This window comes from Paenibacillus artemisiicola, from assembly GCF_017652985.1.
Classification (GTDB): Bacteria; Bacillota; Bacilli; order Paenibacillales; family Paenibacillaceae; genus Paenibacillus_Z; species Paenibacillus_Z artemisiicola.
In genome coordinates, this window is sequence record NZ_JAGGDJ010000001.1 from 276,960 (window position 1) to 293,052 (window position 16,093).

Sequence of the window (16,093 nt, forward strand, 5' to 3'; positions counted from 1 at the left end):
GTTCCATTCGCGGCCGGGACGGTTATGCTGGTACCGACGGCTTGCGAGGCCGCCGCGCAGCCATGCATCGGCGCGGACTCGCCCGGATCGAAGCGCAGCCGATTCAAAAAGATATGCCGATCGCATGCCGCCAGGAGACGGACGTCGGCACCAAGGAGGAATCGCCATGAAGGCACGACGCGTGACGGTCGCGGTCGCGCAGGCCGCGCCGGTCTTGTTCGAGACGGCGTCCGCGCTGGACAAAGCCGCGGGCTTGGCTAGGGAAGCAGCTAGGCAGGGAGCGGAGCTGCTCGTGTTCCCGGAGACGTACCTGACGGGTTATCCGCGCGGATTGGATTTCGGCGCGCGCATCGGCAGCCGCACGGATGCGGGCCGGCGCGACTGGGAGCGCTGCTGGGCGAGCGCCGTGGACGTGCCCGGCCCCGAGACGGCGGCGCTGGGCGAGCTGGCGGCGGAGCACGGCTTGACCCTCGTCGTCGGCGTGACGGAACGCGACGCGGCGTACAGCCGGGGCACCTTGTACAATACGATCGTCTATATCGGTCCGGACGGGGGGCTGCTGGGCAAGCACCGCAAGCTCGTGCCGACCGGCACGGAACGGCTGCTGTGGGGGCAAGGGGACGGCAGCACGCTGACGGTCGTCGACAGCCCGATCGGCCGCATCGGCGGGCTGATCTGCTGGGAGAACTACATGCCGCTCGCCCGCATGGCGATGTACGGCCAGGGCATCGAGCTGTACGCGGCGCCGACGGCGGACGCGCGCGATTCGTGGCAGGCGACGATCCGGCACATCGCCTGCGAGGGCCGCTGCTTCGTGCTGGCCGCCAATCAATTCGCGACGAAGGCCTCGTATCCCGCGGACTTGCTCGATCGCGCCGGGCTGCGGGACGATCCGGACGTCCTGTGCCGCGGCGGCAGCGCGATCGTCGGGCCGCTCGGCGATTACGTCGCCGGGCCTTTGTACGACCGGGAAGGGCTGCTCGTCGCCGAGCTGGATCTCGGGGAGGTCGTGCGGGGCCGATTCGATTTCGACGTTGCCGGGCATTACGGCCGGCCCGATATTTTCCGGCTGACCGTCGACCGCCGGGAACAGGCGAACGTACACGCGATCGCGGAGTGAGCGGGACTTGAGCAGCCTTGTATTGCTTTGTACCGCCGTCCATGGAGCGGCGGTTTCCCGAAGTTTGGCGGCGCCGCAGCGGGAAGCCGCGCCGCAGCTGGCGGTTCGCCGCGTCCGATTTGGGTGTAAGTGTAAGTGACGTCCGTTTACGGGTCTATCCTATACGCTGCATAACCGGCTAACCTTCATTCCACGTTTTGCCGGTCGTTAGCGGTCGGCCTGTAACGGGAGACGTCGCACCGAGTCCAATCGACGAAAGCGAGGCGGCATGCAGGATGGAGAAACGGCAGTACGGCAGAACCGATATGAACGTGAGCATACTCGGCTTCGGCGGCGCGGAGATCGGGTTCGAAGGCATCAACGCCGAACAGGCGGACAGGCTGCTCGGCAGCGCGCTCGACGCGGGTCTGAACGTCGTCGACACGGCGGAATGCTACGCGACGAGCGAGGAACTGATCGGCCGGACGATCGCGCGCCGGCGGGGAGAGTACTATCTGTTCACCAAATGCGGCCACGCGTCCGGCTTCGACCTGCCCGACTGGGATCCGGCGATGCTGGAGGCCAGCATCGACCGCAGCCTGAAGCGGCTGCGGACGGATTACGTCGACGTCGTGCACCTGCACAGCTGCTCCGAGGAGCTGCTGCGCCAAGGCGACGTCATCGACGTGCTGAAACGGGCGAAGGAAAAGGGCAAGACGCGCTACATCGGCTACAGCGGCGATCATAAAGCCGCGCTGTACGCGGTTCAATGCGGCGCCTTCGACTCGCTTGAGACGTCCGTCAACATCGCCGACCAGGAGGCGATCGCGCTGACGATTCCGGAGGCGCGGCGGCGCGGCATCGGCGTCGTCGCCAAGCGTCCGATCGCGAACGCGGCCTGGAAGAGCGGCGGCAAGCCGGAATCCGCGTACCACCATGCGTACTGGGACCGGCTGCAGGCGCTCGGCTATGATTTCCTGCGCGGCGATCTGAGCGAATCGATCGGCGCGGCGCTGCGTTTCACGCTGTCCGTGCCGGGCGTGCACGCCGCCATCGTCGGCACGGCGAAGCCGAACCGCTGGGCTGAGAACGCCCGCTTGCTGGAGCAGGGCTTGCTGCCGGCGGAGGAGTACGAGGCGATCCGCGCGCAGTGGAAGGCGAAGGCGCAAGCCGACTGGACCGGTCAGGGCTGAGCGATCGGAAATCGGCGAGCGCGATGCGAGAAGGGAACACGTTAAAGGCGGCCGCAGGGGCCGCCTTTTTCGTAGGAAGATTCGCGCTTTAGAAGATTCGCGCTTTAGAGGTATGGCAGCGCCAAGCCGCCGAGGGCCGACGCCGCGACGACGAGCCACGGGGGCAGCTTCCAGACGGTGAGCAGCCCGAACGCGATCAAAGCCAGGCCGAAGTCGGACGGCGCGCGCACGGCGCTCGTCCAGACGGGATCGTAGAGCGCCGCGGCGAGGATGCCGACGACGCCGGCGTTGACGCCCGCGAGCGCCGAGCGGAAAGCCGGCTTCGCGCGGATGACGTGCCAGAACGGGAGCGCGCCCGCGACGAGCAAGTACGCCGGCAGGAAGATCGCGGCGACCGCGAGCAGGCCGCCCGCGATGCCGTTCGGTGCCGGCCCGGACGCGAAGCCGAGGTACGCGGCCAGCGTGAACAACGGACCGGGCACGGCCTGCGCCGCGCCGTAGCCGGCAAGGAATTGGCCGTCGGTCATCCAGCCCGGCGGCACGACGCTCTGCTGCAGCAGCGGCAGCACGACGTGGCCGCCGCCGAAGACGAGGGCGCCCGCGCGATAGAAGCCGTCGGCCAGCGCGATCGCGTGGTTCGGCACGGCGGCGCGAAGCAGCGGCAGCGCCAGGAGCAGCGCGCCGAACGCCGCGAGGAACCACGCGCCCGTCCGGCGGCCGATCGGGGACGGCAGGATTTCGGCCGCCCCGGCGTTGTCCGCGCGCAGGCAGCGCCAGCCGAGCAGCCCCGCAGCCGCGATGATGCCCGCTTGGACGAAGGGCGAGGGAACGAGCAGCGCCGCGACGGCGGAGGCGATCGCGATGGCGGCCGTCGTCTTGCCGTTCGCCAGCTTCGCGGCCATGCCCCAGACGGCCTGCGCGACGACGGCGACCGCGGCGATCATGAGTCCGTGCAGCCAGCCCGCGTCGCGGACGTCCACGCCATGCAGCGCGTAGGCGAAAGCCATCAGCAGGACCACGGACGGCAGCGTAAAGCCGACCCAGGCGAGCAGCCCGCCGAGCAGGCCCGCCCGCCCGATGCCGATCGCGATGCCCACCTGGCTGCTCGCCGGCCCGGGCAGGAATTGGCAGAGCGCGACGACGTCCGCATAGCTCTCCTCCGTCAGCCACTTCCGCCGTTTCACGTATTCCTCGCGAAAATACCCCAAGTGCGCGATCGGCCCCCCGAACGACGTCAGCCCGAGACGCAAGGAAACCCGTAAGACTTCCAGCAATCGATTCACATTCATGTCTCCTCCCGCGCGGATGCGCGCAAACTCAGCCTTGATTATGGCAAGCATTTGTCATTCCCGTGTTAAGGGGACGGAATTTCCGAGAATCTTATAAGGGGAACGCGATTCGAACATACCTCGGTGCCGCGGAGGGCAACCTAGAGGTTGACGATACGCCAAGAAGGCCGCTTCCGTTTCGCCGGGACGCGGCACGGATGTCCGGGGAAGGGAGGAGAGCGCCGTGGGCGCGTTAAGCGATTTTTTGAGCCGGCTGTTGGAAACGTACGGCTATATCGTGCTGTTCCTGTCCTTATTCTTTGAAATGCTGGCGCTGCCGCTGCCGGGCGAGCTGCTGATGACTTATACGGGCCTGATCGTCTACGAAGGCCATTTGCATTGGCTGTTCAGCGTGCTCGCGGGCGGCGCCGGCGCTTCGCTCGGCATGACGGCTTCCTACTGGATCGGGTACCGGCTCGGGAATCCGTTCTTCGAGAAATACGGCGCTCGGTTCCACTTCGGACCGGATAAATTCAATCGGCTGTCCGGCTGGTTCGGGCGGTACGGCAACAAGCTGCTGCTGATCGCCTATTTCATTCCGGGGGTGCGCCACCTGACCGGCTACTTCTCGGGCACGACGAGACTGCCGTTCCGCAAGTACGCGGCGTACTCGTACGCGGGCGCGTTCCTCTGGGTGTTCGTCTTCATTACGCTCGGCATGGTGCTCGGTCCGAAGTGGGAGCAGTATCATCACCGGATTAACGCGTACCTGGTCGTTTTCGGCGTCGTTTCCGTCTGCGCGTACGGCGCCTATGCGCTGATCAAACGAAACCGCGCGCGGTATTACGCGCTCGCCAAGTCGTGGGTGGAACGCGCCGCGCGCCGGTACCGGTCCCTCGGAACGGTGCGCTTGCTTATCCTGGCGGCGGGCGCGTCGTTCCTGGGCTGCTTCTCGGTCATGATCGGCCTGATTCAGGACTTCCTGGCGCACGAATTCGCGCAGTTCGACGAAGTCGTCCTCTACCTCGTCGGACGCCTGTTCGGCCCGGAGTGGCACGCGCCGCTGACGCGCTTCGCCGCGCTCGGCGCCATGCCGGCGCTCGTCGCGGCGATCCTGCCGACGCTGCTCTGGATCCGGTTCCGCAGCCGGAATCGGCTGCTCGAGCTGGCTTTCTGCCTCGCGGTCGCCGCCGGCGGCGAAGGGCTCGAGGAAGGACTGCGGCAGCTGTTCCATCGGATCGGGCCGACCGGCGGCGCGCTGACGTTTCCGAGCGAGCAGACGTTCATGGCGCTGACCGTATACGGCTTCTCGGCTTATTTGATCGTGCGCCATCGCGGCCAACCGAAGCATCGCGTGCTGGCCGCCGCGGCGGTGACCGGATTATGCTGCTTGACCGGAGTCGGCATGGTCGCGCTCCGGCTGAACTATCCCTGCGACGCCGCGGCCGGCTTCGCGTTCGGCGGCATGTGGCTGTCGATGAACGTCGCGCTCATGGAAGGCTTCCGCTACACGGCGGCGGGCGCGCTTCGGCCGAGGGCCAAGGTCGACGCTTGAACGAGGCGCGTTAACGAACAAGCCGCCGCGGGTTCCGGTCTAGGAACCCGCGGCGGCTTGTTCGGCATGCTGTACGGCTAGCGGTTCTTCGCACTGCCGCATTCCGTCCGGGTGCACCGCATCGGCCTCTCCGGGCTCGCCGCAACCGGGCAGTCGGCGCCGCTCAGCCCAGCCGGAACCGGCCGGCCGCTTCGTACATCGGCCTTCGGCCCATTAGGGTGCGGTACAAGACGATCTCGTCGACGACCCAGCTCCCGGAATCGCCGTCCGTCGCCGCCCTGCCATCCGCGGTCGGCGCGGGCGCGAGCTCCGGCGGCAAGATCGGCAGGACGAACGGGTCACGGCCGGTAAAGTTTCGGGCGAGGGTGAGATGCGGGCTGTACGAACGCTTCTCCGCTTCGTAGCCCAGCGGAGCCGTCGCCTCGACGACGAGGCGCTGCAAGCGGCGCAGCTCCCCGTTCTCGCCGCCGAGGCTCGCCCAGAACACGCGCGGCCGCTCCGGCAGGCCGAACGTGCCGACGCCGGCGAGCGCAAGGCGGAAGGGACGGAGCGCGCCGGACGCCGCGGCAGCGGCGAGAGATTCTGTCAGCGCCGGGACCCGGTCAGGAGCCGTGTCGCCCAGAAACTGCAGCGTCACGTGCAGGTCGGCTTCATGCGTCCATTTGCGGAAGGGCTGCGCGGCTTGGAGCGAACGCGCCCATTCGCCCAGCGTCCGCTTCAGGCCGTCCGGCAGCGGCGCCGCCACGAAGAGGCGCTGCGGCCGGCTCTCGCCGGCGGATTCGGTCATCGATTCGCCCATACGCTGCTGCTTCCTCCTTCGGTCGTGCATGCTTATAGGGTAACCCGGCGGATCGCTGCGCAACCGCTGCGCGCCGGCGCTTGACTCTGCCATTGGCGTCAGCCTCTATAATAAGCGCGCAACCCCATGCAAGCACCGAAGGAGGAGAAGCCCCTATGAGCTTGATTACGCAAGCGGAAAGCATGAACCGCTTACGCGAGTTGACGCGGGAAGGCATCGTGCTGGTCGATTACGGCGCGCCATGGTGCCCGCCCTGCAGAACGCTGGAGCCGATTCTGGAGGAGCTGGGCCAAGAGCTGGCGGACTCGGCCCGCGTCGTGTACGTCGACTGCGACGCGCTTCCGGACGCCGCGGCCGCGGCCGGCGTGATGGGCACGCCGACGGTGGTCGTCTACAAGGACGGCCAGCCGATGGAGAAGCTGGTCGGCCTCCGGTCCAAAGCCGCGTACCGGCTGGCGGCGGAAAAGCAAGGTTGACCGCCCTCGCGTCCGTCAGGCGCGCTCCGGTCGCGTAAAACCGCGGCGGCTGCGGCGCCGTTCGCCGAACAAGGGGCTGTCCCGAAGCGTATCGCTTCCGGGACAGCCCCTTGCGGCGTCTTATGCCGGCCGCCGCGGCGTTACGACGCGACGCCGGTGTCCTTCGGTTTCCGCAGGAGCAGCAGCTGCTGCAGCAGGACGGCGGCGATGCCCGCGTTGATGCACAGATCCGCGATGTTCAGAATGCCGTCGCCCGAGCCGAAGACGAGAAAATCCGTGACCTTGCCGAACAGCAGCCGCTCGACGCCGTTGCCCGCGGCGCCCGCGACGAGCAGGGCGAGGCCGGCATCCGTCAATCGGCTGCCGCGGCCCTTCGTCCTGCGGTAGTAGAGGACGAGGACGATGAAGAGGACGGCGACGACGCCGAAGAGCCGCCCGTAGCCCTGGAACGAGCTCCGCGCCGCGCCGGAATTTTGGTAATACGAGAAGTGCAGCAGGCCGTCCAGGAACGGACGGCTGTCGCCGACGCTCATCGTCGACGCCACGATCCGCTTCGCCGCGAGGTCGACCGCGGTCATCAGCAGGGCGATCCAATAGAACATGTCCGGCTTCACCGACCTTTCGTTCGCATACGTCCAGCATACCCGGGTTTGCTCCTCCGCACAACCCGGCCGGCCGCAGCGGGGCGGGCCGCCTCAAAATCGCCGTTTCGCTTCCGCAACTTTTCAGTCATGGAAGCGTTTTAAAGCATGTAAAATAGTACCAGACGCAATGCCAAGCCAAGCGAGCCGATAATGAGGAGGAGGTTTCTCATGCAACTGACGTTCGAGCAAAAAACCGCCATGCTGGAGCACGGCTACGTGCACGTCCCCGGCGCCGTGCCGAAAATCATGGTCGACCGGGCGATGCGCCACATCAACCATTCGGTCGGGCAAGGGATGGATCCCGCGCGGATGACGACGTTCCGCTCCCAATCGTACTGCCCGGAGCTGCAGGGCACGCCGCCGATCGCGGACCTGTTCAACGCGACGCCGGTCAAATCGCTGGTCGAGGACTTGATCGGCGAAGGCCGGGCGCTGCCGGTCCGCGACGGCCAGATCGCGCTGCGCTTCCCGTCGCTGAACGAGCCGCCGCCGAAGCCGGGCATTCATCTGGACGGCATGTACACGCCGACGAACGGCATGAAGGAAGGGACGATCGGGAATTTCACGATGCTCGTCGGCGTGCTGCTGAGCCCGGTCCGGGAGGACAACGCGGGGAACTTCACCGTGTGGCCGGGCACGCATCGCCTCTACGAGGCGTACTTCAAGGAGCACGGACCCGAATCGCTGCTGAACGGCATGCCCCCGGTCGACCTGCCGGCGCCGGTGCAGACGCGCGGGGAGCCGGGCGACGTCTTCCTGGTCCATTACCAGATCGGGCACGGCGTCGCGCCGAACGTCTCGCCGCTGCCGCGGTACGCGATCTTCTTCCGCGTGAAGCACGTGGAGCATCACCTGGATTGGAAGGCGCCGATGCGGGACATCTGGCTGCATTGGCCGGGGATTCGCGCCATCCGGTGACGGGCGGTTTTGCCAGCGCGCCCGTCCAAGCCGTATAATCGAAGGCAGGGCGCGCCGCCCGATTCCAACGCAGAAAGAGTGAACCCCAGATCATGGCTATCCCGAAATTCATCATCGACGCCGATACGGGCATCGACGACGCCTTGGCGATTCTATACGGCTTGAAGTCGGACAAGGCCGACATCGTCGGCATCACGACCGGCTTCGGCAACATTCCCGTCGAGCAAGCGACGGACAACACGCTCCGCATCGTGAAGCTGGCCGGCTTCGAGCACCTCGTTCCCGTGAGCATGGGGGCCGCCCGCCCGCTAGTCCGCCACCCGGAATTCGCGACCCGCGTGCACGGCCGCAACGGCATCGGCGACGTCGAGCTCCCGCCGTCGTCCCAACGGCCGGCCGAGGAGCCCGCGGACGCGTTCATCGTCCGCATGGCCGGCGAGCTCGGCGGCGAGCTGTCGCTCGTGACGCTCGGCCGGCTGACCAATGTCGCGCACGCGCTCCGCAGGGACCCCGGGCTGCCGGCCAAAATCAAGCACGTCTACGTCATGGGCGGCGCCGTCCGCGTGCCCGGCAACGTCACGCCGGTCGCCGAAGCCAACATCTGGGGCGACCCCGACGCCGCGGATCTCGTCTTCCGGTCCGGCCTCGCGGTCACGATGATCGGCCTCGACGTGACGCTCCGCACGCGCCTGCACCAGCATCAGCTGGACGCGCTGCGCCTGCATTGCAAGCCCGAGAACCGCGAAGTCGTCGATTTTATCGACCGTTCGATGCAAGCTTACTTCCGCTTCTACGGCGAATCGAACGGATTCGACGCTTGCGCGCCGCTGCACGACCCGCTGACGATGCTGGCGGCCGTCGAACCCGGGATCGTGCATACCGAGACGCTGCGTCTGTCGGTCGAATGCGAAGGCAAGCATTGCCTCGGCATGACCGTCGCGGACCTGCGGCACCGCGCGGCCGTCGGACATCCCGTGCGGGTCGGGGTAGAGGTGGACGCGGCGTCGGCCGTCGAGAAGCTGCTCGCCGTCTTTTAAGCCGCCGGCCGATCCTGACCGTGCCCGGTTAGTTAGATGACGATCGTACAATCCGCCGTTCCGTGGTATAATGGATAAGCATAGGAAGTGCAGAACAATGCGGATGGGAGAGGATCGACATGACGCGGTTCCTGTTTGAATACGAAGTGCCGTCGACGGGCAAGAAGGCGACGTTCAGCTGGATCGGCAAGACCGAAGAGGAGGCGCGCGCGGCCGTGCACGCCAAGGTCGCCGATTTCGAGTTCATGGAATTGTCCGACATCGTCGTCGGCAACGTGCTCGAAGCCAAAGAAACGACCGGCAACCAATACTACGAATGCGAAGGCTGCAGCGCCTAAGCGTTCCAGCCGCGCGATCGCGCGGCGCATGAAGAAAGCCCTGGCGACAGGGCTTTTTTTCGTGCGCTCCGAACGAGCGGGATACGCCCGCATCGCCGGCAAAATATGGCCGCGGCTGGCAAATTCCGAGTCTCCATCCAAGATGTAACTGGTTACAGATCCCGCGAAAAGGGTTATAAAAGGGGAATGCGTATGCGAAGCCAAAGGCAAGGTTTGGCAATGCCCTAACAGATCGCCAGGATACGTACTTTAGATTGGAGGAATTCTCGCTCATGATCGCAGCAAGAACCATCGCATGCAGCGCGCTCGCGCTGACGCTCTTCATAATGACTCAATTTCCGGCGACGGAAGAAGCGAGCGCCGTCGGCGCGCCGGCCGCGCTGCCGGCGACGCCGCTCTTCTCGGCGTCGCTCGCCAAGTCGCTGACCGTTCCGAACCTCGACGAAGCCCGCGCGTCCGCGCGCAAGGCGAAGGCGAAAACGGCCGCCAAGCAGGCCGTAAAACGCGCCGCCAAGCCGGCGGGGAAGACGCGCCATTTCGAAGTGACCGCGTATACGGTCGGCGACGACTTCACGCCGTCGCACGGCATTACGGCCAGCGGCGAACGCGTCAAGGACGGACGCACGCTGGCGTGCCCGAAATCGCTGCCTTTCGGCACGAAGGTCTATTTGCCCGCCTTGGACCGCACGTATACGTGCACGGACCGCGGCGGCATGATCAAAGAAGGCCATCTCGACATTTACATGGATTCGCTCAAGGAGGCGCTCCGGTTCGGGCGCCGGCAAATGAAGGCCGTGTTGACCGCGGCCTGACCCGCATACGCGCAGGCGATCGATCAAGCCTTGCATCTTCATGACGGACGGGCCGCGCAGGCCCGGCGTCCTGACCGCAAAGGGCTGTTTCCGCGGAAGCTTCCGCCGGAAACAGCCCTTTGCCTCGTTCGCGGACCCGCGTCCGCCCGCCGTCAGTAAGCGTCCACGCCGAGCTTCTTGATCGTCTCCTCGATGAAGAACGGCTCGTCGTCCGGCGTGCGCGAGGTAATCCAGTTCTCGTCGACCACGACCTGCTTGTCGATGAACCGGGCGCCGGCATCGTTCAGCTCGGCATGCAGCTCGGGGAACGCGGTCAGGTTGCGGCCCCGGATCAGTCCGGCCTTCTCCAGCAGCAGCGGCCCGTGACAGATCGCGGCGATCGTCTTATGCCGCTTGTCCATGCCGCGGACGAAGTCGAGCGCCCGCTCGCTGCCGATGAGATGCTCGGGCGACTTGCCGCCCGGAATGACCAGCGCCTCGTAATCGTCCGGGTTCGCCTCGTCGACGGAGAGGTGGGTCGTATACGAGATCGTGCCCTGCTTGCCCTTCAGCTCCGCGCCTTTCTCCAGGCCGATGATCACGGCTTGATGCCCGTTCTTCGTGATCGCGTCGTACGGGTTTTTCATCTCGGAATCCTCGAAGTCGTTCGCCAGCAGAAATGCCACTTTATGCGCCATCGGTTCCACGTCCTTTTCCGATTGAGAGTGATGTCGTCCGCGGCCTTCAAGGCCGTCCGGCTTACGGTTTCTTTACCCGCCCGGACGGGGGCGGAATCAGGCGGCCGTTCGGCGCGGCGCACGCGGAAGCTGTTTGAAACGCGCCGCCGCTGGCGTAAGGGAGAGTGACGGATTGTCCGGTTGGACATGCTAGACATGAAAATCCGCCTAAAGGAGGAATGGCGCGGAAATGAAATCGACCTCGAAAATCACCCTGCACGGCTTCAACAATTTGACCAAATCGCTCAGCTTCAACCTGTACGACGTCTGTTATACCGGTACGAAGGACGAGCGCGAAGCGTATATCGCCTATATCGACGAGCAGTACAACGCCGACCGGCTGACGCATATTCTGAACACCGTCGCGGACATCATCGGCGCGCATCCGCTGAACGTCGCCCAGCAGGATTACGTCCCGCAGGGGGCCAGCGTCACGATGCTCGTCTCCGAAGGGCCGGTCGTCGAGGTGCCGCCTTCGAGTTTCGAGGAATCGCCGGGGCCGCTGCCCGAGAACGTGGTCATCCAGCTGGACAAGAGCCATATTACGGTTCATACGTACCCCGAATTTCATCCCGACGTCGAGATCAGCACCTTCCGGGCGGACATCGACGTCTCCACCTGCGGGGAAATTTCGCCGCTCAAGGTGCTCAACTATCTGATTCATTCGTTCGAAGCCGACATCATGACGCTCGATTACCGCGTGCGCGGGTTCACCCGGGACGTGAACGGCCGCAAGCTGTACATCGACCACGACATCACCTCCATCCAGAATTATATTCCGGACGACGTCGTTGACGCGTACGACATGATCGACGTCAACGTGTACCAGGAGCATATCTTCCATACGAAGTGCAAGCTGCGGGAGTTCGACTTGAACCAGTATCTGTTCGGGTATACGAAGGACAAGCTCGGAGCGGATGAGCAGCGGGACATCGCGGACCGGCTGAAAGCGGAGATGGACGAAATCTTCTACGGCAAAAACATCCGCCGCAGCTAAACGGCAACGCCGAAAGGGAGCCGCTGAACGGTAAAAAGATAGCCGGTAGACGAAAAAGACGAAAAAAGCAGCGCGGCCCGGGCGGCCGCGCTGCTTTTTTTTGCGTCGAATCGAACGGGAAACGTGTCCGGTCGCGGAAGGTCGTGTCGCCGTCCCGGCGCGAGCGGACAAGAAGCCCGCGCATGCGCCGCCAACCGCGCCCCTGCGGCTCGAAAACCGGGCCATGCTGGCGAAACGGCGCGCGTTTCAAGGCGGCGCCGGGCGATTATTAGAGCTTAACCAAGCGAGCGGCGCGGAAGTCGCCGCGACGAAAGGCGGTCAGAACCCATGCGAACGTACCGGCCCAAATCGGCCTGCTTGCTCCTGAATCTCGGCGGCTTCGAGCTGCGGATGCACGAACACGTCACGGTTGCCCGCCGCCTCGGGCGGACGCTCTTCTCGCTCACGGGCGACGGGCTCGTCAAGGTGGAGGAGAGCGCATACGCCGTGCCGGCGAACGTGCTGGCGCTGAGTCCGGCCGAGCTGAGCGTCTGGTCCGCGATGATCAACGAGCAGCTGCGGGCCGCCGGCTTCGCGGCCGGGGACGCGATCATCCTGGCGGCCGGACGGCGGCACCGCGGCACGCTGCCGCTCGGCACCTTCATCGGCTGCGGCATCCAGCTCGGCGCGTAGCTTTCGATGCGGCTTGGCCTCTGGCGGCTTAGACGCCGGGCCTGTCATGCGCGGGCCGGCGGAGACATGCTGCGCGGCGCAGCCGGTTTACCACGACACCGGCGCGCGGCGCACCTGCTTCCAGCGCCAGGCGTTCGTAAGGGTCAGCAGCGCGAGATAAAGCGCCAGCGCGCCCGTTGCCGACGCCGTGACGCTCCAGAGCAGCGGCCAGCCCTCGCGGATCAGGAAGTCGTACGCCGCCCGCCCGCAGACGGCCATGACCGACATGCAGAAGCCGACCTTGATGTACGGCTCCACCCGCCAATAGAAGCCGATGCTGCCGGACACGGAGAAGAAGTTCAGCAGCGTCTGCATGACGATGCCGACGCCGAGGCCGACCGCGACGCCGGCGATGCCGAATTGGCTGCCGAAGACGAAGATCGACGCCGTCTTGAACGCCGTGGCCAGCACGAAGTTCCACAGCGCGGCTCCCGCCCGTCCGAGGCCGAGCAGAATCGCGTGCAGCGGCGCGTCGAAGTAGTGAAGGAAGAACATCGGCGCCAGGATCTTGAGCAGCAGCCCCGCTTCCGGCGCGTGATAGACGAGCGTCGTCAGCGGCGTGGCCCAGACGAACAGGATGACGGTCGCCGGCGCGCCGATGAGCAGGCCCATCCGGAGCGCTTGGTCCATCCGCGTGTGCATGAGCATGCCCTGCTTGTTCACCGAAGCTTCGCCGATCGCGGGGATGAGCGCCGTGGACAGCGAATGCGTGATGAAGCTCGGCATGAACAGGAGCGGAAAGGCGTAGCCGGCTAGCATGCCGAACTGCTTCGTGGCGACCGCCGTGCCGATGCCGGCGAGCGCCAGGCTGCTCGTGATGAGCAGCGGCTGGAAGGCGCCGTAGACCGACTGGACGACGCCCTGCCCGGTGGTCGGCAGGCCGATCTTCAGCAGCTCGGAGAGCGTGGGCTTGCCGGTCCTCAGATGGTTCGACCACGTCTCGCCCGGTTCCTTCGCTTCGCCGTGCAGCTTGTAGCTGAAGCCGAGGAACAGCAGGCTGATCGCTTCGCTGACGACGGAGGCGGCCATGGCGCCGGCGGCCGCGTACGCGACGCCGTACGGCATCAGCAGGTGCACCAGCGCGAGCACGCAGGCGATCTGCACCGTATGCTCGAGCACGTCGGAGGCGGCGATCGTCTTCATGCGCTGCATGCCGCGGAAGTAGCCCTTCAGCACGGCGGAGACGGCGACGATCGGCGCGATCGGCGTGATCGCGAGCATCGCGTAATACGCCCGCTGATCGCTCAGCAGCAGCTTGGCGATCCATTCGGAGCCGAGCAGCGAGGCGGTCGTGAGCGTGACGCTCAGGATGCCGGTGACGGCCAGCGACACGTGCAGGATGCGCCGCACCTTCGCCCGTTCGCCGCGGGCGCTGGCCTCCGCGACGAGCTTGGAGATCGCGACCGGCAGGCCGAGCTCCGTGATCGTGATGACGAGGGGCACGAGGGGATGCGCCATCATCAGGATGCCGATGCCCTCCGCGCCGAGCACGCGGGCGACGAACATGCCGCTGATGAAGCCCAGGATCCGGTTCACGAAGGCCGCGACGGACAAGACGAGCGTGCCTCGCATGAACGAATGTTCCGGTTTTGCCATGATAAGGGTACCTCCCGATGCTCGAATACTTACATATGTATTCCGCCCGCGGGACAGACATGCGAACAAGCTCGCGGCCCGGCCGATCGCCCGCCCGCCGAATGTCCGGGTGGGCGGCGCCGGGTCGCGCGGCGCTTGCCGGGGGCGGCGCGCTTGGGCCATAATGGGAGCGGACGCCTATTCATGAAGACTGGACGGTGAATCCTGGATGAACGAACCCCGCAAGCTCAACGTCGGCGTGCTCGGCTGCGGCCCGATCTCGCAGGCGGCGCATCTGGAGGCGTGCGCGCGCGCCCGCAACGCGGACTTGTACGCGATCTGCGACGTCGCCCCGGATCTGCTCGATAAGATGAACGCCAAGTTCGCGCCCGCGCGCGCCTACTCCGATTACGACGCCATGCTCGCGGACCCGAACTTGGACGCCGTCGTCATCGGCATCGCGGACCAATTTCACGTGCCGATGGCGGAGAAGGCGATCCGGGCCGGCAAGCACGTGCTGGTCGAGAAGCCGCTCGGCGTGACGATCGAGGAATGCGAGGCGCTGGAGGCGCTCGTCCGGCGGACGGACCGCGTGCTGCAGGTCGGCAACATGAAGCGCTTCGATCCCGGCATCGCGTACGCGCGGCGCTTCATCCGGGAGGAGATGGGCGAGATGCTCGCGCTCAAGGCCTGGTACTGCGATTCGACTTATCGGTACGAAGTGACGGAGAACGTCATGCCGATTCTCGCCGCGAGCGAAGCGGCCTTGAAGCCGGAGGGCAACCCGAAGCTGGACAAGCAGCGGTACTTCATGATGACGCACGGCAGCCATCTGGTGGACACGGCCCGGTACTTGGGCGGCGAGATCGAGAGCGTCCAGGCGTGGCACGCGCAGCGGTTCGGGGCGTACAATTGGCTCTGCACGGTCGAATTCGCGAGCGGCATCGCCGGCCAGCTCGACCTGACCGTCGCCGTCCGCATGGACTGGCACGAAGGCTTCGAGGTGTACGGCGAGCACGGCAGCGTCGTTGCCAAGACGTACAATCCCTGGCTGTTCAAGGCAAGCGACGTAGAGGTGTTCTCGGCGCGGGACGGGGAGTACCGCAGGCCGCTCGGCGCGGACGCCCACTTCTACCGGCTGCAGCTGGAGGGCTTCGCCGACGCGATTCTGCGCGGCGCGCCGCAGATCGGCGCGACCGTCGCCGACGGCACTCGGAACCTGCGCGCCATGGTCGCGATCGCGCGGTCGGCGGAGAGCGGGCGCAAGGTGCGGCTGGACGAAGTCGGCGGCGCCGTCTAGCGCGGGCGGCCGCCGGCGGCCTTCGGGCGCCGGGACGCGCCGGGTCGCGTCTACCGTCGGAGCTAGGCGCATCGCCCGGCCGGCGAAGATCGCATCGCGGGCGCTGCCATTGACCCTCTCATGGGCGTCAGGGTTTAGAATGGAACCACCCCATGCGGAAGGAGGGGACGACGGATGCGGATCGGGGAATTGGCGGCGCGCACGGGCGCCAGCATCCGCTCGCTGCGGTATTACGAGCAGCAGGGGCTGCTGACGCCGCTGCGGGAAGATAACGGGTATCGGGTCTATTCGCCGTTCGCGGAGGAGCAGGTGCGGACGATCCGCCTGTATTTGAACCTCGGGCTGACGACGGAGGAGATCGCGGGCATCCTGCAATGCGTGCTCATGAACAAAGAAGCGTTCTGCGAGCAGGTGCTGCCCATCTACCGGCAGAAGCTGGAGCAGATCGACGAGCAGCTCCGGCTGCTTACGGGCATTCGCCGCAACTTGGTCGACCGCATCGACGCCATCGCGCGCGAACGCCAAGACGAAGCGCGCGACGCCTAGACGGATGCGAGCGCGCGGGCTGCGCGGCGCCGGCGCATGCCGCTTCAGCTCCGGCAGCGGGCGCGAGGCGGGAGGAACGCCGGCCAGGGAGCGGCCGCGAAGCCGCTCC

The 16,093-nt window shown here is 66.2% G+C and carries 17 protein-coding genes; 12 read left to right on the top strand and 5 right to left on the bottom strand.

The window, feature by feature from the left end; all coding sequences use genetic code 11:
* The first annotated feature begins 166 nt into the window (after positions 1-166).
* Positions 167-1,120 (top strand): carbon-nitrogen hydrolase family protein, encoded by a 954-nt coding sequence (locus I8J29_RS01230; RefSeq protein ID WP_208845767.1) that lies wholly within the window; start codon positions 167-169, stop codon positions 1,118-1,120.
* Positions 1,121-1,395: 275 nt separating this feature from the next.
* Positions 1,396-2,292: an aldo/keto reductase gene (locus I8J29_RS01235; protein ID WP_208845768.1), complete on the top strand. Its 897-nt coding sequence runs from the start codon at positions 1,396-1,398 to the stop codon at positions 2,290-2,292.
* Positions 2,293-2,396: 104 nt separating this feature from the next.
* Here I8J29_RS01235 and chrA read toward each other — a convergent pair whose 3' ends face one another.
* On the bottom strand, positions 2,397-3,581 hold the full coding sequence (chrA, locus tag I8J29_RS01240) for a chromate efflux transporter (RefSeq protein ID WP_208845769.1): 1,185 nt from the start codon (positions 3,579-3,581) through the stop codon (positions 2,397-2,399).
* A 223-nt stretch (positions 3,582-3,804) separates the two neighbouring features.
* Here chrA and I8J29_RS01245 point away from each other — a divergent pair, with 223 nt between their 5' ends.
* Positions 3,805-5,115, top strand: a complete 1,311-nt coding sequence (locus I8J29_RS01245) for a VTT domain-containing protein (RefSeq protein ID WP_338113001.1) — start codon at positions 3,805-3,807, stop codon at positions 5,113-5,115.
* A 163-nt stretch (positions 5,116-5,278) separates the two neighbouring features.
* Here the strand turns inward: I8J29_RS01245 and thpR are convergent, their stop codons facing one another.
* The gene (thpR, locus tag I8J29_RS01250) at positions 5,279-5,914 is read right to left on the bottom strand and encodes an RNA 2',3'-cyclic phosphodiesterase (RefSeq protein WP_208845770.1); all 636 of its coding nucleotides are present in this window, start codon (positions 5,912-5,914) and stop codon (positions 5,279-5,281) included.
* Positions 5,915-6,069: 155 nt separating this feature from the next.
* Between thpR and I8J29_RS01255 the strand changes: the two genes are divergently transcribed.
* The gene (locus tag I8J29_RS01255; protein WP_208845771.1) at positions 6,070-6,390 is read left to right on the top strand and encodes a thioredoxin family protein; all 321 of its coding nucleotides are present in this window, start codon (positions 6,070-6,072) and stop codon (positions 6,388-6,390) included.
* Positions 6,391-6,530: 140 nt separating this feature from the next.
* Here the strand turns inward: I8J29_RS01255 and lspA are convergent, their stop codons facing one another.
* Positions 6,531-6,992: a signal peptidase II gene (lspA, locus tag I8J29_RS01260; RefSeq protein WP_208845772.1), complete on the bottom strand. Its 462-nt coding sequence runs from the start codon at positions 6,990-6,992 to the stop codon at positions 6,531-6,533.
* Positions 6,993-7,202: 210 nt separating this feature from the next.
* Between lspA and I8J29_RS01265 the strand changes: the two genes are divergently transcribed.
* The 4 genes from I8J29_RS01265 (at position 7,203) to I8J29_RS01280 (ending at position 10,139) form a co-directional block, all read left to right on the top strand.
* Positions 7,203-7,952 (top strand): phytanoyl-CoA dioxygenase family protein, encoded by a 750-nt coding sequence (locus I8J29_RS01265; RefSeq protein ID WP_208845773.1) that lies wholly within the window; start codon positions 7,203-7,205, stop codon positions 7,950-7,952.
* Between the two features lie 92 nt (positions 7,953-8,044).
* Positions 8,045-8,989, top strand: a complete 945-nt coding sequence (locus I8J29_RS01270; RefSeq protein ID WP_208845774.1) for a nucleoside hydrolase — start codon at positions 8,045-8,047, stop codon at positions 8,987-8,989.
* Between the two features lie 119 nt (positions 8,990-9,108).
* Positions 9,109-9,327, top strand: coding sequence for a hypothetical protein (locus I8J29_RS01275; protein WP_090636548.1), 219 nt, complete (start codon positions 9,109-9,111; stop codon positions 9,325-9,327).
* Positions 9,328-9,599: 272 nt separating this feature from the next.
* Complete coding sequence (locus I8J29_RS01280) at positions 9,600-10,139, top strand: 3D domain-containing protein (protein ID WP_208845775.1); 540 nt, start codon at positions 9,600-9,602, stop codon at positions 10,137-10,139.
* Between the two features lie 152 nt (positions 10,140-10,291).
* Here I8J29_RS01280 and I8J29_RS01285 read toward each other — a convergent pair whose 3' ends face one another.
* A complete protein-coding gene (locus I8J29_RS01285) occupies positions 10,292-10,816 on the bottom strand; it encodes a type 1 glutamine amidotransferase domain-containing protein (RefSeq protein WP_208845776.1) in 525 nt (174 codons plus the stop codon).
* A 229-nt stretch (positions 10,817-11,045) separates the two neighbouring features.
* On the opposite strand from I8J29_RS01285, the gene speD reads away from it, so the two are divergent.
* Together speD and I8J29_RS01295 are read left to right on the top strand one after the other, a co-directional pair.
* The gene (gene speD / locus I8J29_RS01290; protein ID WP_208845777.1) at positions 11,046-11,852 is read left to right on the top strand and encodes an adenosylmethionine decarboxylase; all 807 of its coding nucleotides are present in this window, start codon (positions 11,046-11,048) and stop codon (positions 11,850-11,852) included.
* Between the two features lie 327 nt (positions 11,853-12,179).
* The gene (locus tag I8J29_RS01295) at positions 12,180-12,524 is read left to right on the top strand and encodes a hypothetical protein (protein ID WP_208845778.1); all 345 of its coding nucleotides are present in this window, start codon (positions 12,180-12,182) and stop codon (positions 12,522-12,524) included.
* Positions 12,525-12,611: 87 nt separating this feature from the next.
* On the opposite strand, the gene spoVB is transcribed toward I8J29_RS01295, so the two are convergent.
* Positions 12,612-14,159, bottom strand: coding sequence for a stage V sporulation protein B (gene spoVB, locus I8J29_RS01300; RefSeq protein WP_208845779.1), 1,548 nt, complete (start codon positions 14,157-14,159; stop codon positions 12,612-12,614).
* A gap of 208 nt (positions 14,160-14,367) precedes the next feature.
* Between spoVB and I8J29_RS01305 the strand changes: the two genes are divergently transcribed.
* Both I8J29_RS01305 and I8J29_RS01310 read left to right on the top strand, forming a co-directional pair.
* The gene (locus I8J29_RS01305; protein WP_208845780.1) at positions 14,368-15,438 is read left to right on the top strand and encodes a Gfo/Idh/MocA family protein; all 1,071 of its coding nucleotides are present in this window, start codon (positions 14,368-14,370) and stop codon (positions 15,436-15,438) included.
* Between the two features lie 174 nt (positions 15,439-15,612).
* Entirely contained in the window at positions 15,613-15,984 is a 372-nt protein-coding gene (locus tag I8J29_RS01310) for a MerR family transcriptional regulator (protein ID WP_208845781.1), read from the top strand.
* Positions 15,985-16,093 lie beyond the last annotated feature (109 nt).